The sequence below is a fragment of the Salegentibacter chungangensis genome (assembly GCF_042678405.1).
GTDB classification, from domain to species: Bacteria; Bacteroidota; Bacteroidia; order Flavobacteriales; family Flavobacteriaceae; genus Salegentibacter_A; species Salegentibacter_A chungangensis.
In genome coordinates this window covers 2,211,796-2,238,038 of the sequence record NZ_JBHTLI010000001.1, presented here as the reverse complement: position 1 = coordinate 2,238,038, position 26,243 = coordinate 2,211,796, and the positions used below count along the sequence as shown (strand labels likewise).

Here is a 26,243-nt window from a genome sequence, read left to right as displayed (position 1 = left end):
GGATTTAGATTTAAGTTTCCTTAGTAGAATAAAGGTTGTAATTATATAAGATATAAATGTAATTATCGGAATAGAATACTTTGCAATTAGAAAGTTTATATCCAATTCAAGCTCGGAGAAATAAACAATGTGAGTAAAAAAATACAGAATTGAATCGATTGCTTTGATAAATACAAATCCAAAAATGATCCAAAGTATTAATAATCTATTTTCCTTTATCATTCAGGTTAAAAATTAAGCACAAGGGTCTCGGTTAACACAAGTGTAGCGGATTAATCCGTTAGGATTGGTCCGCGTGTTCAAGACCAGGTTTTTTTTAAAATTAGTCAAATTTTGTCGGTTACCGCGAATTTGGGTTAACCGTTGTTAGGCACTGGCTTTTACTTTTTCTTTATTCCATTCTTTTTCATTCTTTTAAAAGCGAAATCAAATTCGTCCTTTCTACTAGATTTTACATTTCCGTAAATTATCTGAAATTTCTCAATATTTTCTTTTTTAGAAAAGATATCTGGATTATCAGTTTTCGGTAATGCTAATTCTGCATTTTCACCTTTTAAAATAATTACATAACTGCTATCAGGGTAAATAAAATGTTGAGTAAAACCTTCTTCATAAAGTTTTACTTTATTTTCAATTATTCCAGCTGGTAATTGTAAATAATCGTTGGTTTCATTTATTTGAACATCTTCCAATGAAAATTCTTGTTGATCTCCATTTTTGCAACTTGTTATAATAAATATACTTAAAATTAAAACTGAGATTATTTTAATCATTTTTAGCACTTATTTTTATTAAGCTTGTGCCTAACGGTCTCGGTTAACACAAGTGGAGCGGATTAATCCGTTAGGATTAGTCCGCGTGTTCTGGACCAGGTTAGTTTTTAAAATTAGTCAAATTTTGTCGGTTACCGCGAATTTGGGTTAACCGTTGTTGTGTGCTGGCTTTTTACCAGTTCAGAAAATTTACTCCAATTATCAAAAATTGTAAAATAAAGATACCTGCTAATATTAAAGTTCCAAGTAATAGTGATAGAAGTATTTGTGGTTTATTAATTTTCACTTCTTGTTCAATATTCCCAGAAACTACTTTTGTTCCAGCAATATAATCTCCAATTCTTCTTTGAGTAGAAAAAATTGAAACTAAAACCTCTATAGGCCATATAACCAAAGTAATATTTCTAATTAAAGCTTTAACAGGAGTTGCTATTTTACCAGTTTTGTTGTCGACAATAACAAATCCTAATATTCTTTTTCCTGGACTCTTTCCTTTTATTGCATCTTTATTTAAATAAACGGAAAACATAATTAGCATTACAATCCCCATAAAGATTCCAAATTCGGAAGATAAGTTTGATTCGGAAGCGTTTCTATTAATTATAAACCCGATTCCTCCGATTATTAAAGTTGGGAATACAATACTGAACGTCATAATGAAATGATCAAGTAGCATTGATCCTAATCGGATGGCTATATTCTTATTTCTATTTTCTTTCATAAAAGCTTGCACACAACGGTCTCGCATAACGCAAGTTGGCGGAGTAGGGATGCGGACTTGTCGGCTTAAGACCTGATTTGTTGATCAAGTTAATTATTTTCTTTTTAATGCAACCGCCTATTTGCGATATGCATTGTTGGGCACAGTATTTTGATGGCAATTTTTTATTCTTCTATCCCTTATCGAATCAAATTTCCGTTCATACTTAAAGTTGAATTTCTCTGACAAGTTTTTATATGTTGAAACATAAAACTCTTTGAAGGTATATTGCTCATCTTCATTGTCTACAATTCCATTTTCATTAACAACAATTCCCGAGCTTCCAGTTCTACCCCAATGAAAGACACCTAGCTTGTCTCTTGGTGGTTCGTCAGGATTTTTCTCCGCGGTCCATTCCTCATTAAAATCTCGAACGTCCATTTTTGGTAATTCCGTCCGTTTTCCTTTTTGATCAACTAAATAATATTCCTGGTCTATAAAACCATATTTTTGTTCCTTATCAAGAATTAGTATTCCGTCATTAGGTATTTCATAAACTAATCCCTCTTTGGATTTTTCAAGTTTTATCCCGCAACCTTCTTTATAAATAATATTTACTCTTCCACGATAATCTTCTGGAATTAGAAAAGTTTCTGGTCCGACTGTATTCATTGCTCTGTAAATAGGCCAGAAAGCTACAATTCCGATTATAAAAAGTCCAATTGGAATCAGTCTTGCTTTCCAAGTCTTTTTTCGAGAGGTTAAAATCAGGATTAATCCAACAATAAATATGGGTAAACCGATGATTGCGAAGAACGCGGCGAAAGTCAGTCCGAATGCACCGACTGCAAGCAAACTTAGTCCGCTGTAGTATAAAATGTTACTTGTTCTATTGGTCATTTTTCATATTGTGCCCAACGGTCTCGGTTAACACAAGTGGAGCGGATTAATCCGTTAGGATTAGTCCGCGTGTTCTGGACCAGGTTTGTATTCTAAAATTAATCAAATTTTGTCGGTTACCGCGAATTTGGGTTAACCGTTGTTGGCAGTAGATTTAATTAGACATTGAAAAATAAAGTCTTTCTCTATTATTAATGCTTGACTTTTTAGATAATATAAATATAATAACGCTTCAATAGGCGTTTTATTCTTGAAGTGATATTCTACATATTGAATTTTTTCGGCCTTGCTATTAAGTATTGGAGAAGAATGAAAAATATAAGTTGCTCTTTTAAAGTTTTCATTAGATTTTTCAAGTTTTTGAAGACTGTTATCATATTGCTCTAGTTCTTTAGTGAAGCTCTTATCAAAATTATTTTCCCCGAAGAAATATGAATTTATGATATCCCTATTATTTAAGTTTTCTCTTGATTTTGTTTTGTCTTCTATATCGGAAATTATCTTATCAAGAAAGTCTAAGTAAGAATTGGTTTTAGACCTTAGTTTGTTTATTTCACCTTGATATTTATAATTACTTTCCGGTGGGAATTCTTGTAAGTATTGGTCTATTTGATTCTGATTATAAGAAATTGAAGTTTGAAAAGCGCCAATAAGCATTTCGTTAGAGGTGTTATTTTTTTCAGCGCAAGCAAAGAATAGGGCTATAAAAGGTAAAAAGTATAATTTTTTCATTTATCGTTAAAATTTACTGCCAACGGTCTCGCATAACGACAAGTGGCGCGGAGTTTTGGATGCGGATTTGTCGGCTTACCGGTTTTGTTTATTATGGAAACTAATTTAGTTCTTTTCTAATAAACCCGCCATTTGCGATATGCGTTGTTGTGAGCCGGCTCATTATTTGGCTTTTCTCCAATATTCTAAATCAAGGTGAACTCTCAAAATTCCCTTTCTGTCAGCAATAGAAAGTGCGATATTTTGATATTTGTCACTTGTATTTTGATCCAGACTTTTAATAGATTTCCATCTTTTTAAACTCTTATTCTCTTTTTCTTGATATAAACCTTTTGCGACATCTTTGTCTAGTGGAACTTCTAGTTTTTGAAGGTGTTTAATTGAATCTGAATTTATATTCAAATATTCTCTTAAGTAGTGATTGTAAATAACATCTCTTAAAAATAAATTTAAACCTTTTCTTGCTGCTCCCCAACTTTGACCATTTATAGGAAATAAATTTCGCAGTTTTATTGTATTGTTATCTAAATATTCTTTGAAATTATCAGAGTATAGTTGCTGTTTAAATTCTTTTAAATCAATTTCATTTTCAAAATAGTTTCTTGAAATTTCAATAATTCCCTTTGCTCCTTGATTTCTAAGTGCTGAAGAACCAACTGATGTTTGGGCAACTTTCCTTTTTATTAAAGAATAAAAATGTTTTTTGCTCTTATCAGTATTTCTTTTTTCTATTTCTTTTTCTAACAAATTTCCAAATTCTTGAGTAGCCCCATTTATATTTTGATATCTAATTACATTTAATGAATTCTGTAATTGATTAGTTGAAAATTTTGTAAAGTCAGCCATAGTTTTATGTTACAATTTTGAAATGAGCTTGCTCACAACGGTCTCGGTTAACACAAGTGGAGCGGATTAATCCGTTAGGATTAGTCCGCGTGTTCTAGACTAGGTTTGTTTTTAAAATTAGTCAAATTATGTCGGATACCGCGAATTTGGGTTAACCGTTGTTGGCAACAGTATTTTATTTTTTGACATTTCCATTTTCATATTCTATAGTTTCTTCTAAAATCCCATTTTCGTCAAAATAATAAACGGTTCCGTTACCTCTTCCTTTTTTAGTCTGTCCGATCATTTTAATAGCCCCATTTTCGTGGAATTTAATATTTTGGCTATCATTAAAAATGTCAGCACTTCTGAATGATTTAATAACTCCATTTTCATAAAACTCAATCATAACTCCGTCTCGTTTTCCATTATTTGTCTCATACAAGTATTTCGGGCGGAATGTATCTTTATTGAGAATTAATCCATATCCATTTAGAGTGTCTTTCTCATAATGCTTAAAACCCACAATATTTTCATTTTGGTCAAAGTAAAATCCGTTTCCACTTTTTAATCCATTTTTTGTTAGAACTTCAAACTCTTTTGTCCCGTCCGTACGATAATTAATAATCGTATCAGTTCTTTCAGATTGATTGGATTCTCTCATTTCACTTTTCTTTTTCTGTGAACGGCTATTACAACTGAACAGAGTCAGTAGAATTATGATATGTAAAATTATTTTTTTCATATTGTTGCCAACGGTCTCGGTTAACACAAGTGTAGCGGATTAATCCGTTAGGATTAGTCCGCGTGTTCAAGACCAGGTTTGTTTTTAAAATTAATCAAATTTTGTCGGTTACCGCGAATTTGGGTTAACCGTTGTTAGCGGCATACTCTTTTTTCATTTTTCCATCAGTCAAATTCAATCGCATTTTTAGTCTTGTCGGCCCATTTAGCAATTTCAGTTTTAATAATCAATTTCTCGTCTCTTGTTAAATGAAGTTTGTTTGGTTTTGCCCAATAGTCTGTCGAGTTGAACCAAATTACCAGTCCGTTTACGCCCAATTCATATTCAATTTCTGCAAGTCTTCCTTTGTCAACGAAATAGAAAAATCCATTGCGTCCGTGAGACTTGAAATGAAGTCCGTCATTGTTCATTATTTGGTCTATATTGTCCTTTTCTCTTCTTTCATTTGCCCACTTGTCCTTGAGTATTTCTGAAGTGTAATGCTGAAAGTGAGTATCATCAATCTTCTCAACTGTCGAGCCGAACGATATTTTGAATTTTAAATCCTTCTCAGTTTTTCTAATCTGTTGACGACAAAAGTCTCTTTCTTTATTCATTTCCATTTTGTCTGCAGCGACTGCAAGGTCAAGCCAATATTTGTCAGAGAAGTAATGTCCTGTTTCTTCGGTCAGTTGGATTAAACTGTCCAATGCAAGTCCCAATTCGTTTTGCTGCAAAAAGTCATTTGAGTTTTTTAATTGTCTGTGGTCATTGTAGATCGCAGGTAAATAGTCAATCAAATTTTTAATTATCTGATTTGGGGTTTTGTCAGTCGACTGTTTCTTCTGTATGAAGTTGAATAGTTTCAATGTCGTTCTTTTGAGTTGCCGCTAACGGTCTCGGTTATCGCCAGTTGGCGGAGTAAGGGACGCGGATTTGTCGGCTTAGTATTGGTTTGTTGGTCAAGTTAATTATTTTCTTTCTAACGGTGCCGCTTATTGGCGATGAACCGTTGTTAGCTGCTGTATTTTTCTTCTATAATGCCCCTGAGGACGGCTTCATTGTAAAAGTGTTTTAGTCCATATCTAAGTGTTTTCTCTTTATCTTCTGGTAAAAATTCTAAAATTGAAGCTTTAATTTCTTCTTGATTTTCAGTGTTTACAGAATTGAATATTTGTTGGTATACATCCATTTCATTTCTAAGCTGCCATTCATCTCCACCAAAATGAACTATACAAAATTCTGATATAGATTTCAATTTATTTATTCCTTTAGCTGAATGAATGTATTTACCGACTGTTGAATAGGTTTTTTCATCTGCTAATATTACTGATTCAGTGAAAATTGATTCATATAGTGATAATATGTAAATGGCTATTAATTCTTGGTCTGTATTATCTAATTGGATTAGTTCCTCGTGGAATAAATTATATAAACTAAAAGCTTTTAAACTATCTCCTTTTATTACGGCATCCTTTAATTCCTCTAATTCCTTTCTTATTACTTCTGGAGATAGCAGTGGTTTTAGTTCTTGAACTAGGGGCTTTACCTCTTCTAGGTTTTCCAAATCCCTTATTTCATTCACAGGATCATAATCTGAAATCATTTTGTAATGTTCGAAATATGACTTTAAAAGCTGCTCGATTTTTATTAATTCAAATAGCAAATTTTCTCTTTCAACCTTATGAAGTTTGGTTGCAACCATTCCAAAAATGTCTTTAAACTCTCTGTCACTTTTTAGTTTCTTCAAAGTTTCTTCTGCATTATAACCATACTTTTTTAGATGATTATTTCTTAGCTTTCTAAGAATTATATCTAAAAGTATTTTGGCCAATTTTGCAGTCTCGAAATCAAATTCTTCTTTTGTTCTAATTTCTTTCCCAGGATGTATCAAGTTTCGGTAATCCTTTATTATTACTGCTAGTTGCTTGTCCTTTGAATTGATTATATCTGCGGCTTCGGCTAAGTCTAATAAGTCAGCTAAGCTTGATCGTAGAATATTATTTTCCGTTTTACCAGTCGGTAAGTTTTCAACGAAATAGTCAGTTAAAACTGATTCTACTATGCTTCCTGATAATATAAGAATGGATTTAGAGGCTTTTACATTATAACAATCTCTGAGTTCGTTATAGTCTCTTTCTAGAATTTTCCGGAATTTATTATCGTTTATAAAGTCAAATGTCATTTTAAAAATATTGCAGCTAACGGTCTCGGTTATCGCCAGTTGGCGGAGTAGGGTACGCGGAGTTGTCGGCTTAGTATTGGTTTGTTGGTCAAGTTAATTATTTTCTTTCTAAGGCTGCCGCTTATTGGCGATGAACCGTTGTTGCCCATAGTTTTAAATTGTATCTATCAATCTTTGAATAATTCTACCTTTTTGTATTATCCAGGTTATTTCATAAAATCCGGCTCCATCTCCACATTTTTGATTTATGAAATAAGTATTACCACGTTTATATATTTTAAATTTATCGTTATTCTCACTGCTAATTTTTCCTTCTTTAAAATCTAAGTTGAAAATGTCGTTGTAATACTTTGCATCAATGACTTGACGATTTTCGTTCCATTTAAGGATCATTTCCTCTGTTTCGAAGGAGTCAGTTAATTGAATTTCTAGACCGTATCCCGAATTTCCCTTTTCTAGTGACTTCTTAGTATCTATCTTCTTAATTTTAAATATTAGGCCAATGTCATTTTCTTTGTAGACAGGTAAGCTAGAAATATTCTTTATTTGAGATTTTTGAACGTAACCATTTTTGAAACTTTCATCTCTATTTAAATTATTTTCCGGTATATCTACTAATATCCATTCTGATATATTTTGATGATTTTCTGTTATTAGAAAAGCTTCATCTCTCAAAATTGTATCTATAGGTTTAGAATTTTTATTTGCGTTTTCGTAAACAATTAGTTTAGAATTATTAGCAATAACTTCTTCTTGTTTTTGAGCGAAAATTAACTGAGAACCAAAAACAAATATTAGAAATAGGACTCTTCTCATTTTTAAAATTATGGGCAACGGTCTCGGTTAACACAAGTTAGCGGATTAATCCGTTAGGATTAGTCCGCGTGTTCTTGACCAGGTTTGTTTCTAAAATTAGTCAATTTTTGTCGGTTACCGCGAATTTGGGTTAACCGTTGTTGGGCATAGTTTTTTTATAGTATAATTTAAATTTCTCAAAAGTCTTTTGCCCCGGAATATTTAAGCTCATTAAATAATAATTATCCTGTTTAGATAATACTTTATAAATATATTTATCTCCTTTTACACTAAAATTAGATCTGGTTTTGTTATTACTGTCGATAAAAGTTAACTCAAATTCAGTATCAGTAACCCAATTGTATGTGAGTTTTGAATAAGTTTCATTTGAGAATTTATCTTTCCAAATTCCCTCATTCATTGACACTTTAGTGGTGTCACCGTCAACTTCAAAGTAGTAGAAATTCTTTTGATTCTTGAATTCCTTAAGCTGATTTTTAGAAATTGTAGAAGTTGGATTTTTAGTTATTCTTACTGCTGCTTCCTTTGGTGGTTCTAATCTATCTAACAAATTTCTAAATTCAACACAGTTCCGTTGGAGTCTATAAAACACCTTTTCACCTATTTGTTTAGATTTTGATTGATCAACTTTTTCTAGATAAGGAAAGAGTTGCTTTTCATAGAGTGAAGATATTTTCAAAGTATCATTTTCAATATCTAATTCTTTCAAATAATCGCACATAACGATTGATACGGAATCAATATCTTCAATAGTTTGCGAAAATGTATGGTTAGAAATACCAATTAAAATTACAAAGATTAAATTTTTCATTTTGTCAAAATTATGCCCAACGGTCTCGGTTATCGCCAGTTGGCGGAATAAGGGACGCGGATTTGTCGGCTTAGTATGGGTTTGTTGGTCAAGTTAATTGTTTTCTTACTAACTGTGCCGTCTATTGGCGATGAACCGTTGTTGTGCAAAGTTTGGTTTTCTACTTTTTAAATATGTAAGTTTGATTAAAACATTTTTATGCCGGAGATTAGTGACAATATTCAATACGATAAATCAATTATCCAATCAGATGACTCTAAATTTTACACTAAACAATTAGAAATTGTCAGTCTTAATTTAGATGATTTCAATCAAAGATTTAATTCTGATATCGTTTTAAAATTTGATCATCATTACAATAGCTTTTATTTAGTTTCTCCTAATGAACCGTATCGTGGAGATATGTTCATTAGACATATTTCTCATTTATTGGGATATTATAATAACAGAGAATTTATAGAAGAAACAAATTTCATTAATAATGATTTGAGAATCATCAATAATGTTGCAAGAGGTTTCATTAATGTAATTTTGTTTGATAATTCTGACTACAAGAAAAGTGATGAGTTTCAAACAGATTTAAATAATTTTCTGACTCGTTATGAAAATTATTGTCCTTTAGGAATTTTGACGGAAAAAGGAGAGAAACATTTTAGAAACTATTTAACTGAAATATATAACCGAGTTTTATCCGCTAAATCTCAATTATAGTGAATCCAATTGATATTAATAAGCATACTCGATATTCTTTAGAATTAATATTTAGCGAAGCAGATAAAATGGCAAATCAGCTTCTTAAGTCTATTTCTGAAAATGCAAATAAGTCTTTTTTATTATTTGCATTGTACTCTTCCTTATTTTCTTATGCTTTCATTCAAATGGTTCAGTCAAATTTTGAGTACTCAATCATTCTAATAGGTTCCACCATAAGTATATTGGTTCTTCGGAAGAATTTATTTCCGAATGTTGTTAAATTTAGCGGATCACAGCCATCAAAAATTTTAGTTGAATATTTTGATAACTTCCAGGATGAAGAACTTGAAAAAGAACTATTGGCAACCCAAATTGAGAATTATAATGATTCACTGATTAAAAATGAATCTACCATTGAAAAAATGGTCAATAGGTTCTTTAACTCAATTTGGTGTATGGCAATTTCATTTCTTATTTTTAGTATTGTTCTTCTTATTAGTTCCTTTATTGAAGGTTCTTATACTTGATGTAGTATTTGGTCTTGTTGAAACTCTGGGTTTAGAAGAGCTGGAATTGCAATTAGGTTTAGAACTTTTAGCCATTTCTTTAATTTTTTCTCGACAACTAAATTAAAAAGAATTAATTCTAGGTAAGTTATTTAATAAGCTAGTTTTAAACTTTTTACCAACAATTTTCTTCCAAATTTTGCACAACGGTTTGCGGTTATCGCAAGTTGCGGGAATGGGGACGGGGACTTGTCGGATTAACCATTTTCTTTACTGGTTTCTAAAATTACAATTTTTTCACAATTACCCGGAATTTGAGATGAACCGCTGTTGTACACTGGGTTTTTATTCTTTAAGCAAGTTGAATAGTTCTTCTCTTTTTAAATTTTTTCCATCGTAATAGAAATATGTGAAAAGGGAAAAAGTTGAATCCTTGACAATACGTTTTGTCAGATTAGGAGCTGAAATTTCAGTATAATCGTTATTCGAATAAATAATTGGAATATTTAATGAATCAGATTGTTCAATCAATTTTGAGTTATACCAAACCATATCATCTGCTGCTGTGTAGAAATTATCTTCTCCGTCGATTTTTTTAACTCTTTCAATTTCAAGTGAGTCTAATTGAATAACAATAATAGAAGGCTTATTTAATTCAATTTTCTTTTTGCTTTCCTCATCAAGAATGATAAAAGGTTCATTATCTTTTGAAGAATCAGCTTTTTTATTCAAATTATATTTATCTGCTCTTTCTTTTCTTTCATTAAAGTTCTCAGAATTTTGCTCCTTATTTTCTTTACAAGAAATAATCAATAAGAGAAGAAAAATTAGAACTATTCTCATTTTTAAAAACATAGTGTACAACGGTTACGGTTATCGCAAGTTGCGGGAGTTGGGACGCGAACCTGTCGGATTAACTCTTTTTCTTCCTGGTTTCTAAAATTACACATTTTCGACTACACCCGTTATTTGCGATGAACCGATGTTAGGGGCAGTTTTAATTGTTACTACCATAAATTGTAAAATCTGGATCCTTTTGTTTAGAATGTTCTAATCTCAAAATTTTATTATTTTTTACTTCTATAACGAAACTAAAATCTCCGTGAGAGGCAAATGAATTTCCTTGACCATTAGCAATATGAGAAAAATATCCTGGTAAGGAATTGTCTAAATCTTCAAATGAATCTCCTTTTTTAAAATTAGGAATTGTTTTCTCTACAATATCAGCTTGAATTTCATCGGGCATAAATCTAAATGCAGTCGAAGGCATAATTTTAGGAAATGCATAGAGAAATAGAAATATGAATAGAAAAGGGTATAAAATTATCAATCTATTAATTTCACGTCTTCTTATAAAATTATTAAATCTTGTGCTTTTAATCAGATATACATAAATAAATCCAAAACTATATCCTACAACTGCAGCTACCTCTAAAACAATATAATATCCAGAAAATAAAAATCCCCATCCTATCATTAGAATAAATACTAATTCGAGATATATCATTGATATTATTGGGAAAAGTAAGGGATTAAAAATCTTACTTTTTAGATTTAATTTTTTTAAAGGATAGATTAGGAAAACTAACCAAGCGACAAATTCGAAAATTGCAGACCAAAAAATAATAACTCCAAAATCATCTGCTCTACCGTTTAATATTGTTTCAGCAATTGTGAAATATAGTAGTCCAATTGTATATGCAATTGATATTGATAAAAATGAAATTAAAGTTGTGTCTTTTTGCAAATTTTCAGTTTTAAAATTGCCCCTAACGGTCTCGGTTATCGCCAGTTGGCGGAGTAGGGACGCAGATTTGTCGGATTAGTATATTGTTGTTGGTCAAGTTAATTATTTTCTTTCTAACGGTGCCGCTTATTGGCGATGAACCGTTGTTGTGAAACGTTTTTTTTACTCAACTCTTCTTTCGAAGCTCTTCTCATAACTAGTACCAAATCCGATATAAGTTATTTCATTAATTTTTATCTTTTCTCTTCCAATCCAATTAGCATCTTCATCTATTAACTTTAGTTCTAAGTTATTTTTGGAAAGACTTTTTATCTGGCCAACGAAATAAGAATCATCATCAGATTCTGTATATATCGCTACTAATTTTTCGTTTTGTAATTGGCATAAACATTCAAAAATATTATTCATCTTATCGAGAGGTAACTTATTTATAAAGTCGGAAGAATTGTTGTTTTTAATTTCCGCTAATTCTTCTTTATCCCATTCTCGATATTTTTCAATTTCATAATTTCTTATTACCGCATACCCATCAAATTCTTGAGTTTCTTCATTAAAACAATTCAATATGAAAATCTCATCATTCGATTTAAGACAAATTCCTGTATAGACTTCATCTCTATTAGGATATAAGTCAATATGAACAGGAGTTCTATTTTTTATTAATTCCTTCAATTTTCTAAAAAAAATGTTTTACAACGGTCTCGGATATCGCCAGTTGCGGGAGTTGGGACGCGGAGTGGTCGGCTTATTTGTTTTATTTCCTGGTTTTTAAAATTACACTTTTTCGACAATACCCGTTATTGGCGATGAGCCGTTGTTGGCAAGCGTTAATTTAGTTCCTTATTGAGGAGTTCGATTTTGTCTTTTAGGTTTTTATCAAATTTGACTTTGTTTCTTGTGAATTTTATCAACTCATTTCCTATTTCTACAAGTCTGCCCATTTTCGACTTTTCATTAGGAGTCCAAATCTTTCCAGCTTTTATTCCATTATCAAAAACTATAAAATAGTAATCAGTTCCATCAAAACCTATTGTCTCTTCCTCTGCATATCTAGTTCCATTTAAAGCATTTTGAAATAAAGGCATTATTAAATCATATTGTTCTTTGTCAATTTTTTTCTTGTATTCTAAAACCTTGATTTTCTCCCAATTTTTATTGTACCAAATTTTGGATTTACAAACTCGAAAAATTAAATAAATCTCTTCTTTTTTCTTATCGTAATTTAAATCCAGTACATATTCGGGAGAAAAGGATGGTAGCGTTATAAATCTTAAATCTGGAGAATCTGAAAGGTCCTTAAGAAGTACTTTTCTAATTTTTGTATGATAATCAAAAGCAAAATCATAATCGCCAAATATTCCGGAAACCGGTTCAAGATGATCTGAATTGTTTTGAGCTTCTAAATGAACTGATATTAAACTTAGGAGTATTAAGAAAACAATCTTATTATAGTTCATCATATCGTTTAATGCTTGCCAACGGTCTCGGTTATCGCCAGTTGGCGGAGTAAGGGACGCGGATTTGTCGGCTTAGTATTGGTTTGTTGGTCAAGTTAATTATTTTCTTTCTAACGCTACCGTCTATTGGCGATGAACCGTTGTTGCTAACTGTGCCTTTCCAGAATTAAGTTCTTTTGAAGTCTTGTTATTAGTTGATTCTTTTTTCTAAATTCGATTAATATAAATTTTCTTTTTTTGAACCAATATTTAAAATTCATTTTTGAATTAATATTGATAGTTTTCATAGTTCTGTTTTTCTATGTAATAACTATTGATCTTTTCATTTTCAATCGATTGTTTTTACAATTCGAGTATTTGTCCTGGCTTTTCTATTTACTTCCAATTATTCTTTGTTTAATTTTTCTTTTTGGAGCTGTCTCTATTAAGAATCGACTAATGAAATTGATTTTATCAGTTTTATCAATAAGCTATTTGGCTCTTTCTTTATTTATGATCTCTGGGGTTTATTGCGAGGAAGAAAAGAATTTAAGTACAATTCAAATTGTGATTGTACTACTATTGACTTTTTTGGCAATCGTCATTAATTACAAAAAGCTTCTTCCGAAATTGGCAAGCTCTGATATACTCTTAATTATTTCTTCTACTCTAATCGTTTTGATAGATCTTTATTTTACACTAATCAGTTATGATTTGATTTATGTAAATGTGATGACCTTTTTTAATTTAATCTAGGGAGAGGTTAGTCCGTTTTATTCTACTAGCAGAATTTTTCTGGGCATTGTTTGCAACGGTCTCGGTTATCGCCAGTTGGCGGAGTAAGGGACGCGGCTTTGTCGGCTTAATATTGGTTTGTTGGTCAAGTTAATTATTTTCTTTCTAACGGTGCCGCTTATTGGCGATGAACCGTTGTTGTGCGTAGTTCTAGTTATTAATTTTTTGCATTTCTATTGTGTCACTAATTTTTCTAAATCCAATTAAACTATCATTTGCTATTTTCATTTTTAAGGAATCAGCAATTAATATCCAATCACTATTTTCTTTATAATATTTCCCATCTAAAAAGCCCCAAGAGGATCCTGGATTTAAACTATATGACATACTAAATTGATTACTTTCTTTCCATCTTATTAAAGAAAAAGTTGTATCTGCTTTTTGAAAAGTCCAATTTTCTAAAACTCTATCTTGATGTCTATCTATTCCCTTTTTAAAAAAGTGGAACATTATAATTGAAGCAATTATCGAGTTTATTAAAAATAATTTTGAAAATGTTTTACGCTTGAAAAAATATAATATCGTTGCAATTATCAAATTTAAGATAAGTACAAATGGAACTAATAACAATATTCCAATAGAAAGACTAGGATCAGGATCTATCTGGTAGACCCATAGCCAAATAACTATAATATCGATTAGAATAAGAACTGCTAATTTGTAATAAAAATTCATTGCTTCTTTTCAGTCAATTGGTATGCTTATTCTTTCAAATATAGTTAATCTTTATTCTGAAGTTTTTAAGTTGGAATATTGAGTTCGTATTTTTCTGAATTACGCACAACGGTCTCGGCTATCGCCAGTTGCGGGAGTTGGGACGCGGAGTTGTCGGCTTATTTGTTTTATTTCCTGGTTTCTAAAATTACACTTTTTCAATGATACCCGTTATTGGCGATGAGCCGTTGTTGGCAGTAGTGTTTTTAGAATAATTTTGTTTGGAGATCCAATTTAGGGTAGAATACTCCGATTATTACGAACGGATTATATGCTCTCCTCATATGCCATTGTTTTGTTGTACCTAGAAAAAAGTAAATTTCCTTTTTAGTAAGAAATTCCTTTTCGTATCTAAATCTTACTTTATCTAAGGCTCTTGCTTCATTCCCTTCTGTTTGTCCTAATGATTTCCAATAAAGTGCCCCAATTTCCCAATCTTCAATCATCAAACGTCTTACCTTACCAGTTTCATCCTGAAATTTGTAGAAAAATTTATATGGTAATTTTGGAACTAAAATCTCTGGGTTTTTTTCCTGATTGAATAAATCGCCTTGCTTTCTTATTTCTGTCCATTCATTTTTCCATTCTCGATCATCAGGTTCTATATCCATTCCTAGAATTTTACTAGGTTTAAAAGTAGCGAGAGATTTATTTTTTGGAGCTTTGGAATCTTCTATTAAAAGATTAAAGTTCGTATAGACGTTTTGTAAGCATATTTGTTTTCTTAAATACCAGTTAGATTTTGTATCTAAGTGTTCTAAAATTTTTAAATCCCGGAAATCATAATGTTTAGGAGAATAACTCTCTGGTCTAAAATCGTTCGATTGAGAGCGTTGAATTAGATCAAGTTCTATCCAATTATATTTAAAAGTCTCCATTTTACCTGACTTTCTTTGGCCAAGTAAAAAGCTCAATGGAACAGGGTAAATTCTTATCCAGGTACCATCTTCTAAAATACCTGCTGTGCAAACTAATTCATCATAGCTCCTAGAAGGTAAAGGATATGTATTTACAGTTAATAATACTTTGGTTCTTGCCATTAATTAAATGTGCTCAAGATGTAAAGTAGGGTCTAAGTTAATAATTGATTTAGCTAAAGGTAACCTATGACATTGACAAATATCAGCTTCAAAACATGTTAAAGCTACCCGTTTATGTTCATTTACAAGTTTAATAATAATATTTTGATTCTGTAAAGTCTCTTTTAAAGTAGTGTTCTTGTAATTCTCAAAGAGTGAGTCGTAATCAGCTTGAGTTTCTAATTTCTGTCTTTGGCTTGAGTCTATACCTACTTCGGGAATGTGTAAATAGTTAATACCCAAACTTTCACAATATCTTTTAAGTAAGGTTTTACTAAAACCAAACTTCATACTTAAAGGGTTTTTTCTAACATCGATTAGTAAACTGATGTTATTCTTTACTAATCTATTTAAATAATTTTCCAAAGAAATACCTTCGTATCCTATTGTAAATAAAGCTTTTTCCTTTTGTGATGGAATAGCTTTTGAAATTCTTTTATATAGATTTTCGCTTAAAACTTGTTTGGCAATTGTACTCTTAATTGCATGGTAAGGGAAATTGATATAAGTATGTTTGATTAAAGCATCATTGCTCATATCCCCATATGTCTTAACAGTATTTATCAATAATTTTTTGTCTGCAGTTTTGAGAGTGGCTAAATAGTCTTTAGTATCTTTTTTTTGATAACCCTTATCAATGTCAATTAGATATTCTTTTTTGACCATTGTATTTAGGTCTGCTTTGGCAGAGTAGGAGTAGCAGCCGTATTTGTAAGGTACAAATTCATACTCAGGCTTTAATTTTCTTTGATTATATAAAAACAATAGCTTTTGAAGCTTAGTTTTTTCAACCTCTCCACCTAATAATTGCAGTAGCGACAATATTATTTTCCTTCTGTAAAACATACTGCAAAGGTATTATTTAAAAAATCCTCTTTAAAATATATTTTTTTGTTTAAACATTACTGCCAACGGTCTTGGTTACGGCAAGTGGCGTGGAGTAGGGACACGTTCTTGTCGGCTTTGTTGTTTTTTTACTTGATATCTAAAATATATCTTTTCATTGGAATACCCGCTATTTGCTCGTAACCGATGTTGTAGCCAGTTTTTTATCTGTCCCAACCGTCAATCACGTATTTTTTTTCAGTTAATTTTTTTTCAATTCCCGAATTTTTTGGTTTAAACCATAATTCAAATCGGACTGGATAATAGTGAGCCAAAGTTCCTTCATAAATCAGTGAATTTCCAGTGTAAAGTTTATAATTCTCTCCTAATTCAGATATCTCACTCTCAGTTCTAGTATTTAATTCCAATTCAGATAATTGTATATTTTTAGTTAATTCAAATGCTTTAATATATAGTTTTCCCTTTTCAGTTGGTTTATGCCACATATAAAAATCGTACCCATTATACCCATCTCCGATTACAACAATTTTTTCATCATTCACTTTTATTTTCGTTAACGAATCTATTTGTCGATTTGTTAGAAATTGAATGGGTTTTTCAAAATTCAAGTTCTCGGAAATTTCAATATTGTTAAATTTTTCGTCTTCTTGATTTTCATTTACTATTTCAAAATATAGCCAAAATACAAATCCAGTAAACAGAATTATAATTGTAACAATTCCTATAAAAATCTTTTTAGTTAATGTCATTTTTAAAAATTGGCTACAACGGTCTCGGTTAACACAAGTTAGCGGATTAATCCGTTAGGATTAGTCCGCGTGTTCTGGACCAGGTTAGTTTCTAAAATTAGTCAAATTATATCGGTTACCGCGAATTTGGGTTAACCGTTGTTGTACACAGTTATATTTTCTCGATTAATAATTGGCCAATACTACTGTCAATATTAAAAGAATAACATTGATTTGTCCATATCATTTTATGTTTTGTCAAAAGTGAATTCCATTTATCAGTTCCATCTTCAAAATTATCGTATATAACTCCTTCTTCAAATTTATATTCCGGTGGAGTATTAGTCATTATCATTGGTGGGATTGAATCATTTCTTATAATGGAATCAGTCTTAGATTCTTTATTCTGATCAACGAATTTTTTTATTTCTTTTCCTGTAAAGATGTAATCTTTTCCGGCACTAAATTTTCTAGAGCAGGCACCATTAAAAAATTGAGTAATGTAAAGTGTATCAGTTTGAATATTTCCTTTGAAGACTTTTTTAACCTTTACAATAATGTCATAGGCATCTTTATCTTTTTTCCAGGAATAATCTAAATATTCAGTTTTTTCAGGATTTAATTGATCGATAACTGTTCCAATCAATATATAATCTACTTCCGATTTAAACTCCTCAACATTGTTTTTGTGTAATTCTGAACATTCACACGCAAATGAATTAATAGAAGTCAGAAATAAGAAAATTAGTAGAAAAATTCTCATAAATATAATTGTGTACAACGGTCTCGGTTATCGCCAGTTGGCTGAGTAAGGGACGAGGCTTTGTCGGCTTAGTATTGGTTCGTTGGTCAAGTTAATTATTTTCTTACTAACGGTGCCGCCTATTGGCGATTAACCGTTGTTGTGAGTAGTTATTGTTCCCAAATTATGTTTTTGGTTCCTTTGTCAACTGAAAATGTTGATTCTGGGAATGCACCATTTGTTTTAGTTTGTTCTATTTCCTGGATATCTTTTTGACTAGGTTTCATTTTGTTTCCCATTTTATCATAAAAATTCCATTTTTCTGGATTAATAACACCAAACGAAATTTTTTCTCCACCTTCACAATATGTATTTAATTGAAATTTTTCTGTATCGAACTTTCCTTCTGCTTTAGTTTTACCATTTTCATAAAAATAAGTCCATTGACCTATTTTATAATTATAAAATCCATCGCAAACCCCACCTGTACAACATTCTTCATATTGTCCAATCTTATAATTTCCAATGCTTTTTAAATTTCCATTTTTATAGAATTCTTTCCATTCACCTATTCTAAGTTTATATATTGGTAAATATTCATTTGAATAAGATCCTTCTAATTTTAATTCTCCTGATTCATATTTTATTTGAACTTTTTCCTCTTCTTTTTCTGTTGTTTTTGTGGATTTACAACTTATCAGAATTATTAAAATCAAAAGTTTTAGAAGTATTCTCATTCTTGAAATAATTACTCACAACGGTCTCGGTTATCGCCAGTTGGCGGAGTAAGGGACGCGGGTTTGTCGGCTTAGTGTTGGTTTGTTGGTCAAGTTAATTGTTTTCTTTCTAACGGTGCCGGCTATTGGCGATGAACCGTTGTTGTGCATAGTATTTATCTAAGGTGCTTTAAGTTATCCAAAATATACATTTCCAAGTATTCCTCCATTGAAAATTTTTCATCTCTGAATTCATTATAATAAATCAAATTTTGTCTATTGTCGTTTTTAATTTTATTGAAATCTGATGAATTTTTCAATTTTTCAAATTGTTCCCTTTTTAGTTTTTGAAATTTTTTAAAATTTAGATCTAAAGTCTTATTTAAGATTCCCTCGTTAATGTCAAATACAAAGTAATCCTTATTATAAAAGAATATTCTACCCTTAGTTTTTCTTTTAATCTGATCACCATAGCCAATAACTTGCAAACCTGAATAGTTTTTCATCAGTACTTTATCATTATCCGGAAAATATAATTTGAAAACTGATTTTTCATCAAGTTGAGGCACACCATCTTTCTCTACTGAAATTAAGATTTTTACATCTGTGAGATACAAACAATTATCAATTATTGAATATGTATAAAGAAAAATTCCATAATTAGCTGTTGTTTCTAATGCTTCCTTTGGAGGTTTAAACTTCTTTTCTTTAAATAAATCAACAGCTGGAGAATATCCATTCCATTCATATTCTGATCCTTGATAAATTAATTTATCTGGAATTTGAGGAGTAGAACTAGCAACTTTGAAAGAAGTTAGAATTAAAAAAAATAGAAGTTGAATTTTCATATAAATATTATGCACAACGGTCTCGGTTATCGCCAGTTGGCGGAGTAGGGGACGCGGATTTGTCGGCTTAGTATTGGTTTGTTGGTCAAGTTAATTATTTTCTTACTAACGGTGCCGCTTATTGGCGATGAACCGTTGTTGTGCAAAGTATTTCTACTCCGAATTAAAAACGCAATAGATGAATCATAATCGAAATCAATATTCTATTGCTCTTTATAAATCAATTATAATTTTTATAACAAGGAATTATTCAAGACACATTTTTCCATCCAATCGTTGTTCTTCACCTTCAATAGTTAAAGTTGAAAGATAAAAGAAACACCCTTTCTCTATCTTTTTCATTTCTACTTTGATTCCACCATTGGTATTTACGAATTTTTGAAACTCAGTTAATTCCATTTTAGTTGCGTCATACTTACCAATGTAAGTACAATCATCAACCCACTCAAGGTTAATATATTGTTCTTCTTTGTTTTTGTCTGGTAGACCTTTTTCATTTAAAGGTATTTCGATTTGATAATTATTATGTCTTTCTATACGAACGCTTGAATATCCCTCTTCAGGAGGCATAATAAAATTCCCAGTTTTAAAGTTTTCACAAGAGGAATTCTGAGCTGCAGAATTGAAATATGCGAACATTAGGAAGGTAAGTAAGTATATATTTTTCATTGAAATATTTTGCACAACGGTCTCGGTTATCGCCAGTTGGCGGAGTAGGGGACGCGGATTTGTCGGCTTAGTATTGGTTTGTTGGTCAAGTTAATTATTTTCTTACTAACGCCGCCGCTTATTGGCGATGAACCGTTGTTGTGTGCTTTTTTATTGCACGATAGTGTTTTATATTCAAATTAATTATAATAAAAATCTTACAATAAGAGTAAAATTAATATTAGAAATATGCTTTTTACCTATATAAGTAATCTATTTGTCGTAATCTGCTTAAAATAGTTAATAAGATGTTTACAACTATTTGATATGCAGCTATTTGCGACTTTAATCTTTTGCTAATTTTATCATTGCCTTAAATCCAACTATTATGAATTTGATTAATTACACTTTAAAAATCTACTTATGTTATTTACGAAAAGATCTCTTTTATTTAGAAGAGATAATTATTTAAAATTCTCTTTATCAGAGGACTTTCTTTTTTCCAATAATTACCTAAAATGCTAATTTATGGAAAGAGAGAGATTACTTTATTCTATCAGTCGCTTTGATCACTATTTCGATAGTGTAAATAATAAAACCGCAGTTTATTTAGCAATAACAACTTTTATTTTAACTGCAAGCGTTACTGCTTATTTTCAAATTTCTGATATTTTTCCCGAGCTTCATTGCTTTGCTTATTGTGCAATTGCCATTGATATTATTCTTGCAATTATTGCAATTCTTGGCTTGATCACTTTGAATATTCTAATCTTTGCAAGTACCCCCTTCTTTTCTCAAGAATCGAGTTCTCTGTACTATTTTGGTGGAATTGGAACAATGAAATGCAAGCAATTTGTAAAAATTTCAAAAAATAGGAAGGAAGCAGATGATTTGAATGATTTGCGAAATCAGGTTCACACCTTGTCTAAAGGATTATCAAATAAATTTAAAAAATTAAAAATCGCCGGAAAATTACTTCGTGCCCAAAGTATTCTGGTCTTTGTCTTATTAACCATTTTGTTTACCCTAAAATTCTTAACCTATGGAAATTTATAAAGATTATTTAAACTTAATTAAGGAAGCAGTTGATAGTGACCCTCTTTACCAAAAAGAGATAAAATCTGAATTATACACTTCTCGATCGCCCGAAAAACTTTATCAATTAAGATCTCGCTATTCTAATAAAGAAATCGCTCCAAGTCTTGCTAAACTTGCTGGGAAACTCAATAGGGATATCGACTTTTCTCAACAGCTAGGTCTTCATCCAAGCTTTAAACATTTGAAAGCTACGAACAATACTGAAGAACATTATATTGTTTCTGCTTTTATTGATATTAAAGGAAGCACTAATCTTTTTAGGAGATTTGATAAAGAAACAATACATCTGATTGTAGAAGCTATTTTAAAAGCGGGAATTCATACTGCTTTAATCTTCGGAGGTTATGTCCATAGATTACAAGGAGATGGATTGTTTTTGTATTATGGTGGAAAAAATATTAGCAAATCGGAGGCAGTCCTTCAATGTTTACAAATGGTTAGCGTATATAGTCATTTTATCCAAAATGATCTTAAAGATTACTTTCGAGAAAATGGAATTGAAGGCATTTCCGTTAGAAGCGGAATTGATTTAGGAGATTCACCTGATGTATTGTGGGTTAATTCCGGGATTGGAAATATTAGTGAAGTAACGACTTGTAGTTTGCATACTAGTTTAGCATCAAAAATGCAGGGCAATGCAAATTCAAATGGTGTCGTTGTAGGTGATAATATAATTAAAGAAGTGGATTTTGAAGATTTATTCACTCCAGTTTGTCACCGAACGAATGATGAGAACGATAGGTATATTTTTGAAATTCCAGAAAAGAAATTTCGGTATACTCAGTATGATTTTAATTGGATAAAATTTCTAAAATTACAGGATTTTATTGCTTTAGATCGTTTAGGAAATGTGTTTTTGAAGAATCAAGATTATAGCTCCGAATCTGCTGAGTATTTAAAGCCTATAGCCGAAACAAATAAACCCTATTTCGGATATGAAAAATAAAATTATTGAAAAGGATGTTCGGGAATTTTTAGACTTGTATCCAAAGTTTAAATTTTCTCAAAGCTCCAAAACCAAACTTGCTTTTCTAGAGGGAGAAGTTGATATATGTGATATAAGAGGTCAATATTTAGAATCCTTTGAAATTAGAATTCTAATTAAGGATAATATCTATCCATATGCCTTTCCTTTTGTGCAAGAGATTTCAAAGAAGATTGAGCGAAATATGGAATGGCATATCGATAAGAATGGATTTTGCTGTTTAGATATTGAGCATAAACTAATTAAATTGGCGCAAAGGGGAATTAACTTAATCAATTTTTATCAAGAAAAAATCTATCCTTTTTTCTCTAATACGGTCTACAAGAAGAGATATAATGAATATGCAAATGGTGAATATCCACATTTTTTTGAAGGCGTAAAAAGCTTTTATTTGGATGAATTAGATTTGGATGATGTTAATTTTGTAGTTAAAGTTTTGGAACAAGTTGTACATAATCGAATCCCTGGGAGGAATGATATATGTATCTGTAATCAAAGCAAGTATAAAAAATGTAGACACTATTCTTCAATTGAATTTTTACATAGTCTTCCTCTATCCAAAATCGCAAGTGATTTAAAAGAATTTCGTAACGAGATATCAGATAATGAAGAAATTATGCAAAAAGAAATTTGATTTGAAAACCACTCTTGATATAAAATTGCACACAACGGTCTCGGTTATCGCCAGTTGGCGGAGTCATGGACACGGATTTGTCAGCTTAGTAATGTTTTGTTGGTCAAGTTAATTGTTTTCTTACTAACGGTGCCGCTTATTGGCGATGAACCGTTGTTGCTAACTGTGCCCTTACAGAATTAAGTTCTTTAAATTCTGGTTTATAATTGATTTTTTCTAGATCCGAATTGCTAAACACTTCTTTGTTATCGATGTTTATCTTTTTAATTTAAATTTTTATTCTTCTTAGGGATTAAGCTTTTTACTACCAAAATCAGAACTATTCCCACCACAATAAAAAAGGCGATATTCTCATATTTTTCACTCATATAATTATTTGGTATATATGATAATGCAAATCCGATAATTATACTTAGAACTATTCCTATAGTTTTTTTATTCATTCCATCATTTTTTAAGTTGTTATTGTAACTGATTCACAATTTAACTTCATAGAATCTTAATTTCTAATTTAAAATTAAATAAACTCCGTAACAGAAAAAGAAAATAAGAGATCCAATAATTTTGACTTTAAAGTATTTTCTAGTTTGGTCATTTTTTTGAATTTTCAAATATTCTTTTATTTGAAAATATAACCATATCGAACTGATTATTAGAATTAAAACTCCAATGAGAAATTCATATTTTTTCATTTAAATCTGTATTGAACTTATTCAAGTTTTTTTAATTCAGGAATCATCTTCTTTTTGAAATTTTTCTGGGCATTGTTTGCAACGGTTTCGGTTATCGCCAGTTGGCGGATTGCGGGACGCGGATTTGTCGGCTTAGTATTGGTTTGTTGGTCAAGTTAATTATTTTCTCACTAACGCTACCGTCTATTGGCGATTAACCGTTGTTGTAAGCAGTTTTTGCAACGAGAGTTTGCTTAAAAACTTAAATAATGGAACAAACTGATTGATTGAGTTTTTGAAACTGGATTTCTAATCACTATTCATCTTTTTTTCTAAATTTTCTAAATCAGCTTTGTAAAATTCCCACTCTGGATTTTCTGTTTGCTTAACCAGTTTCAGAGCTTTCTCGTAATTGGTTTTCGCATTTTGTAGTTCACCTAATCGCTCATAAGCCATTCCTAATGTCGAGTACGCATCATAAGAATCTGGGTGTGCATCAACATTTGCTTTAAAGGCATCTATAGAATATTTTCTAAACTCTTCTATTTTTAAAAAATTATATCCAAGATCAATCAAAGTGTACTCATTTGTTACTTCAAAACCATATTTTTCGGATAGTTGGTCAAAATAGTCAACTGCTTTTTTAATTACGGCCTTAGGCCCTCCTTGTGCTATTATAAGTTCTTTAGTTCTAGGGATTTCATATTGAGTTGGTTCGAAAATGAAACGCAATCCATTAAAAATTGAAGGTAATCCTACAGTTCCATGGACTTCTTCTGGCATATGTACATATTTGAAACGTAAACCAGTCTCTTCGTGTTTATTAATATAATTTTCAAACTCTCCACTTAACTTCAAAACATTTCCTCTCATACTTCCTTTGTTCTCATTTGCTAATGTTAAATAAAAACTTGAATTTAATTCTGATGGGTTTTTGAAGACGTCTTCAAAACTTTGTGATATTAATTCGTTTGGATACCATAAACTAGGACTAATCGTTATATATGCATCAAATAATTCAGGTTTCTTAAAAAATGAATAAATGTTGAAAAGGCCTCCTCTTGAATGACCGACGATCAATCGGTACGAGGCGACTTTGTAATTCTTCTCTATTTGAGGAATTAATTCGTTTTCCAGGAATGCGAGAAAATTATCTGCTTCACCCTTTGCCCCCATTCTTTCTTTTTCTTCTTTGCTTAATTGTGGAGATGGTGGGCTTAAATCACGATTTCTATTTGTGTTTCTTACACCTACTACGATCATTTCAGGGATTAGTCTGTTTAATTGTAAATATTCTATAGTTCCTACTGCATGTGGAAAATTAAAGAAGCTATCAAGTAAGTAAAGGACTGGATAAGTTTTGTTTGATTCTATATAGTTTTTGGGCAGGTGGATTTCAAGCATTCTATCCTCCTTGAGTATATCTGAATGAACTTCTATGCTTTCACCTATTTTGATAGGTTTTTGCGAATAGCACACAAAACTTAATAATAAAAGGATAATTAGTAGTTTAAATTTCATACTATGATTTGTTTAAAAATTGCTTACAACGGTCTCGGTTATCGCCAGTTGGCGGAGTAAGGAACGCGGATTTGGCGGTTTAGTATTAGTTTGTTGGTCAAGTTAATTATTTTCTTACTAACGGTGCCGCTTATTGGCGATGAACCGTTGTTGGCCACAGTATCTCTTAGTGAATATCTTTATTTACCTATATGAATTGAAATAATCCTAAGATAAACCCAATAATTGTAACTAAAGCCACGACAAAATTCAACACCTTTTCGTTCTTAGAATACCAATCGCTAATTTTAGTGTTCCAAGTCTTATTCGTTTTTTGGTTTGAATTCTTATTTTGATTGTTGTTTTTTATTTTTTCTCCAATAAGTTCTTCTCTTTCTTTCTCACGTTTCCATTTATCATGTCCAATTTGATAAATGTGATAACCTAATGCTGTTAGTTTTACTGGATCTGAATGTACTTCTACTATTTTATTTTCTTCTAAGTAGTTCATAACATGTCTAATTTCATGTTTATGAGTTTTCTCTAATTCCATATGCTGTAGAGAAATATCCATAGTATAAATATCATTAACTACTTTATCTATTATTCCATTTATATTTTCGTTTGGAACTTCTATTGAAGGGTTTTGATCACCTAAGTTTTTTCCAGGAACGATTTTATAATGTTTACCATCGAAATAAATTTTCCCTTCTGATTCTAAAGATCTTATTGTATACCTTTCAATATTAGGGGTCGATTTAGTGACAACATATGGACCATTTTTAATTTCTGTAAATGTTTCAGTTCTAATCCATTTTTCTAAACCTAGAGTCAATACTTGTGCTCCTTTATCGGTTAAAGAATATTTATATTCGTTATCGATTTTTTCTTTAGCTATTAATTTTAATCTAATAAGATCATTACATCTTTTTTCGACTGAAGTAACTCCAATTGGGAAAGAAGCTCTTAAACCCATAAAATCAAAATGATCACGGTCGGAAAGTATTTGAAGAATTCTTTTTTCTATATTTCCCGGTTTTTGATAGTCGATTTTCTTCATTTAGAAGATTGTTTTCTTTGATATTGTGGCCAACGGTCTCGGTTAACACAAGTAGCGGGAGTAGGGATACGGACTTGTCGGCTTAAGACCTAGTTTTTTGGTCAAGTTAATTATTTTCTTTGAAAGGCTACCCGCTATTTGTGATAACCGTTGTTGGCTGCAGTACATTCGGATTTGTCGGATTAGTGAAAAACAGTCAATTTAAGGTTAATCTTCCTGGAGTTTAATCTGATTAATCTCAATGAAAAAACGGATCTTGAAATTATCGATTTTCAATCAGCAGAACTTAAAGTTTAAATCCGCCGAACTCCAGAACCTTAGATTTGAGCGA

Annotated in this window: 30 protein-coding genes; 5 read left to right on the top strand and 25 right to left on the bottom strand. The window is 31.0% G+C overall.

Annotated elements, in window-relative coordinates; genetic code table 11:
• Window positions 1-380: 380 nt before the first annotated feature.
• From ACFQ3Q_RS10230 to ACFQ3Q_RS10185, 10 genes are all read right to left on the bottom strand, one after another.
• Window positions 381-773, bottom strand: a complete 393-nt coding sequence (locus ACFQ3Q_RS10230; protein WP_380745393.1) for a hypothetical protein — start codon at window positions 771-773, stop codon at window positions 381-383.
• Window positions 774-945: 172 nt separating this feature from the next.
• A complete protein-coding gene (locus ACFQ3Q_RS10225) occupies window positions 946-1,494 on the bottom strand; it encodes an RDD family protein (protein ID WP_380745391.1) in 549 nt (182 codons plus the stop codon).
• Between the two features lie 117 nt (window positions 1,495-1,611).
• Window positions 1,612-2,373, bottom strand: a complete 762-nt coding sequence (locus tag ACFQ3Q_RS10220; RefSeq protein ID WP_380745389.1) for a DUF6843 domain-containing protein — start codon at window positions 2,371-2,373, stop codon at window positions 1,612-1,614.
• A gap of 132 nt (window positions 2,374-2,505) precedes the next feature.
• Window positions 2,506-3,105, bottom strand: coding sequence for a hypothetical protein (locus ACFQ3Q_RS10215; protein ID WP_380745387.1), 600 nt, complete (start codon window positions 3,103-3,105; stop codon window positions 2,506-2,508).
• A gap of 162 nt (window positions 3,106-3,267) precedes the next feature.
• Entirely contained in the window at window positions 3,268-3,951 is a 684-nt protein-coding gene (locus ACFQ3Q_RS10210) for a hypothetical protein (RefSeq protein ID WP_380745385.1), read from the bottom strand.
• Between the two features lie 175 nt (window positions 3,952-4,126).
• The gene (locus ACFQ3Q_RS10205) at window positions 4,127-4,594 is read right to left on the bottom strand and encodes a hypothetical protein (RefSeq protein ID WP_380745384.1); all 468 of its coding nucleotides are present in this window, start codon (window positions 4,592-4,594) and stop codon (window positions 4,127-4,129) included.
• A gap of 245 nt (window positions 4,595-4,839) precedes the next feature.
• Window positions 4,840-5,454: a hypothetical protein gene (locus tag ACFQ3Q_RS10200; protein ID WP_380745382.1), complete on the bottom strand. Its 615-nt coding sequence runs from the start codon at window positions 5,452-5,454 to the stop codon at window positions 4,840-4,842.
• A gap of 215 nt (window positions 5,455-5,669) precedes the next feature.
• Window positions 5,670-6,839 carry a hypothetical protein gene (locus ACFQ3Q_RS10195; protein WP_380745380.1) on the bottom strand — a complete coding sequence of 390 codons (1,170 nt, stop codon included), beginning with the start codon at window positions 6,837-6,839 and terminating at the stop codon, window positions 5,670-5,672.
• A gap of 153 nt (window positions 6,840-6,992) precedes the next feature.
• Window positions 6,993-7,655, bottom strand: a complete 663-nt coding sequence (locus ACFQ3Q_RS10190) for a hypothetical protein (RefSeq protein WP_380745379.1) — start codon at window positions 7,653-7,655, stop codon at window positions 6,993-6,995.
• Between the two features lie 130 nt (window positions 7,656-7,785).
• The gene (locus ACFQ3Q_RS10185; protein ID WP_380745377.1) at window positions 7,786-8,466 is read right to left on the bottom strand and encodes a hypothetical protein; all 681 of its coding nucleotides are present in this window, start codon (window positions 8,464-8,466) and stop codon (window positions 7,786-7,788) included.
• 198 nt (window positions 8,467-8,664) lie between these two features.
• Between ACFQ3Q_RS10185 and ACFQ3Q_RS10180 the strand changes: the two genes are divergently transcribed.
• Both ACFQ3Q_RS10180 and ACFQ3Q_RS10175 read left to right on the top strand, forming a co-directional pair.
• Window positions 8,665-9,177: a hypothetical protein gene (locus ACFQ3Q_RS10180; protein ID WP_380745375.1), complete on the top strand. Its 513-nt coding sequence runs from the start codon at window positions 8,665-8,667 to the stop codon at window positions 9,175-9,177.
• Window positions 9,177-9,686 (top strand): hypothetical protein, encoded by a 510-nt coding sequence (locus ACFQ3Q_RS10175; protein WP_380745373.1) that lies wholly within the window; start codon window positions 9,177-9,179, stop codon window positions 9,684-9,686. The genes ACFQ3Q_RS10180 and ACFQ3Q_RS10175 overlap by 1 nt, the downstream gene beginning before the upstream one ends.
• A 324-nt stretch (window positions 9,687-10,010) precedes the next feature.
• Here ACFQ3Q_RS10175 and ACFQ3Q_RS10170 read toward each other — a convergent pair whose 3' ends face one another.
• From ACFQ3Q_RS10170 to ACFQ3Q_RS10115, 12 genes are all read right to left on the bottom strand, one after another.
• Window positions 10,011-10,508 (bottom strand): hypothetical protein, encoded by a 498-nt coding sequence (locus tag ACFQ3Q_RS10170; RefSeq protein WP_380745371.1) that lies wholly within the window; start codon window positions 10,506-10,508, stop codon window positions 10,011-10,013.
• A gap of 154 nt (window positions 10,509-10,662) precedes the next feature.
• Window positions 10,663-11,412, bottom strand: a complete 750-nt coding sequence (locus ACFQ3Q_RS10165) for a hypothetical protein (protein ID WP_380745369.1) — start codon at window positions 11,410-11,412, stop codon at window positions 10,663-10,665.
• A 162-nt stretch (window positions 11,413-11,574) separates the two neighbouring features.
• The gene (locus ACFQ3Q_RS10160; RefSeq protein WP_380745367.1) at window positions 11,575-12,084 is read right to left on the bottom strand and encodes a hypothetical protein; all 510 of its coding nucleotides are present in this window, start codon (window positions 12,082-12,084) and stop codon (window positions 11,575-11,577) included.
• Window positions 12,085-12,239: 155 nt separating this feature from the next.
• Window positions 12,240-12,872: a hypothetical protein gene (locus tag ACFQ3Q_RS10155; protein WP_380745365.1), complete on the bottom strand. Its 633-nt coding sequence runs from the start codon at window positions 12,870-12,872 to the stop codon at window positions 12,240-12,242.
• Between the two features lie 921 nt (window positions 12,873-13,793).
• Window positions 13,794-14,318 carry a hypothetical protein gene (locus ACFQ3Q_RS10150; protein ID WP_380745364.1) on the bottom strand — a complete coding sequence of 175 codons (525 nt, stop codon included), beginning with the start codon at window positions 14,316-14,318 and terminating at the stop codon, window positions 13,794-13,796.
• 245 nt (window positions 14,319-14,563) lie between these two features.
• A complete protein-coding gene (locus ACFQ3Q_RS10145; protein ID WP_380745362.1) occupies window positions 14,564-15,397 on the bottom strand; it encodes a hypothetical protein in 834 nt (277 codons plus the stop codon).
• A 3-nt stretch (window positions 15,398-15,400) separates the two neighbouring features.
• Window positions 15,401-16,282, bottom strand: coding sequence for a DUF488 domain-containing protein (locus ACFQ3Q_RS10140; RefSeq protein ID WP_380745360.1), 882 nt, complete (start codon window positions 16,280-16,282; stop codon window positions 15,401-15,403).
• 203 nt (window positions 16,283-16,485) lie between these two features.
• Window positions 16,486-17,031, bottom strand: a complete 546-nt coding sequence (locus ACFQ3Q_RS10135) for a hypothetical protein (RefSeq protein WP_380745359.1) — start codon at window positions 17,029-17,031, stop codon at window positions 16,486-16,488.
• 151 nt (window positions 17,032-17,182) lie between these two features.
• Window positions 17,183-17,773 carry a hypothetical protein gene (locus ACFQ3Q_RS10130; protein WP_380745357.1) on the bottom strand — a complete coding sequence of 197 codons (591 nt, stop codon included), beginning with the start codon at window positions 17,771-17,773 and terminating at the stop codon, window positions 17,183-17,185.
• A gap of 149 nt (window positions 17,774-17,922) precedes the next feature.
• Window positions 17,923-18,489, bottom strand: coding sequence for a hypothetical protein (locus tag ACFQ3Q_RS10125; protein WP_380745355.1), 567 nt, complete (start codon window positions 18,487-18,489; stop codon window positions 17,923-17,925).
• A gap of 155 nt (window positions 18,490-18,644) precedes the next feature.
• On the bottom strand, window positions 18,645-19,316 hold the full coding sequence (locus tag ACFQ3Q_RS10120) for a hypothetical protein (protein ID WP_380745353.1): 672 nt from the start codon (window positions 19,314-19,316) through the stop codon (window positions 18,645-18,647).
• A 246-nt stretch (window positions 19,317-19,562) separates the two neighbouring features.
• Window positions 19,563-19,985 (bottom strand): hypothetical protein, encoded by a 423-nt coding sequence (locus tag ACFQ3Q_RS10115; RefSeq protein ID WP_380745340.1) that lies wholly within the window; start codon window positions 19,983-19,985, stop codon window positions 19,563-19,565.
• Between the two features lie 507 nt (window positions 19,986-20,492).
• Between ACFQ3Q_RS10115 and ACFQ3Q_RS10110 the strand changes: the two genes are divergently transcribed.
• The 3 genes from ACFQ3Q_RS10110 to ACFQ3Q_RS10100 are packed head-to-tail and all read left to right on the top strand — an operon-like array spanning window position 20,493 to window position 22,681.
• Window positions 20,493-21,020, top strand: coding sequence for a Pycsar system effector family protein (locus ACFQ3Q_RS10110; protein ID WP_380745351.1), 528 nt, complete (start codon window positions 20,493-20,495; stop codon window positions 21,018-21,020).
• Window positions 21,007-22,008: a hypothetical protein gene (locus ACFQ3Q_RS10105; RefSeq protein ID WP_380745349.1), complete on the top strand. Its 1,002-nt coding sequence runs from the start codon at window positions 21,007-21,009 to the stop codon at window positions 22,006-22,008. Before ACFQ3Q_RS10110 ends, ACFQ3Q_RS10105 begins: the two co-directional genes overlap by 14 nt.
• Complete coding sequence (locus ACFQ3Q_RS10100) at window positions 21,998-22,681, top strand: hypothetical protein (RefSeq protein ID WP_380745347.1); 684 nt, start codon at window positions 21,998-22,000, stop codon at window positions 22,679-22,681. The genes ACFQ3Q_RS10105 and ACFQ3Q_RS10100 overlap by 11 nt, the downstream gene beginning before the upstream one ends.
• Before the next feature lie 263 nt (window positions 22,682-22,944).
• On the opposite strand, the gene ACFQ3Q_RS10095 is transcribed toward ACFQ3Q_RS10100, so the two are convergent.
• The 3 genes from ACFQ3Q_RS10095 to ACFQ3Q_RS10085 form a co-directional block, all read right to left on the bottom strand.
• Entirely contained in the window at window positions 22,945-23,124 is a 180-nt protein-coding gene (locus ACFQ3Q_RS10095) for a hypothetical protein (RefSeq protein ID WP_380745345.1), read from the bottom strand.
• Between the two features lie 537 nt (window positions 23,125-23,661).
• On the bottom strand, window positions 23,662-24,873 hold the full coding sequence (locus ACFQ3Q_RS10090) for an alpha/beta hydrolase-fold protein (protein ID WP_380745344.1): 1,212 nt from the start codon (window positions 24,871-24,873) through the stop codon (window positions 23,662-23,664).
• A gap of 187 nt (window positions 24,874-25,060) precedes the next feature.
• Window positions 25,061-25,912, bottom strand: a complete 852-nt coding sequence (locus ACFQ3Q_RS10085; protein ID WP_380745342.1) for a hypothetical protein — start codon at window positions 25,910-25,912, stop codon at window positions 25,061-25,063.
• Window positions 25,913-26,243 lie beyond the last annotated feature (331 nt).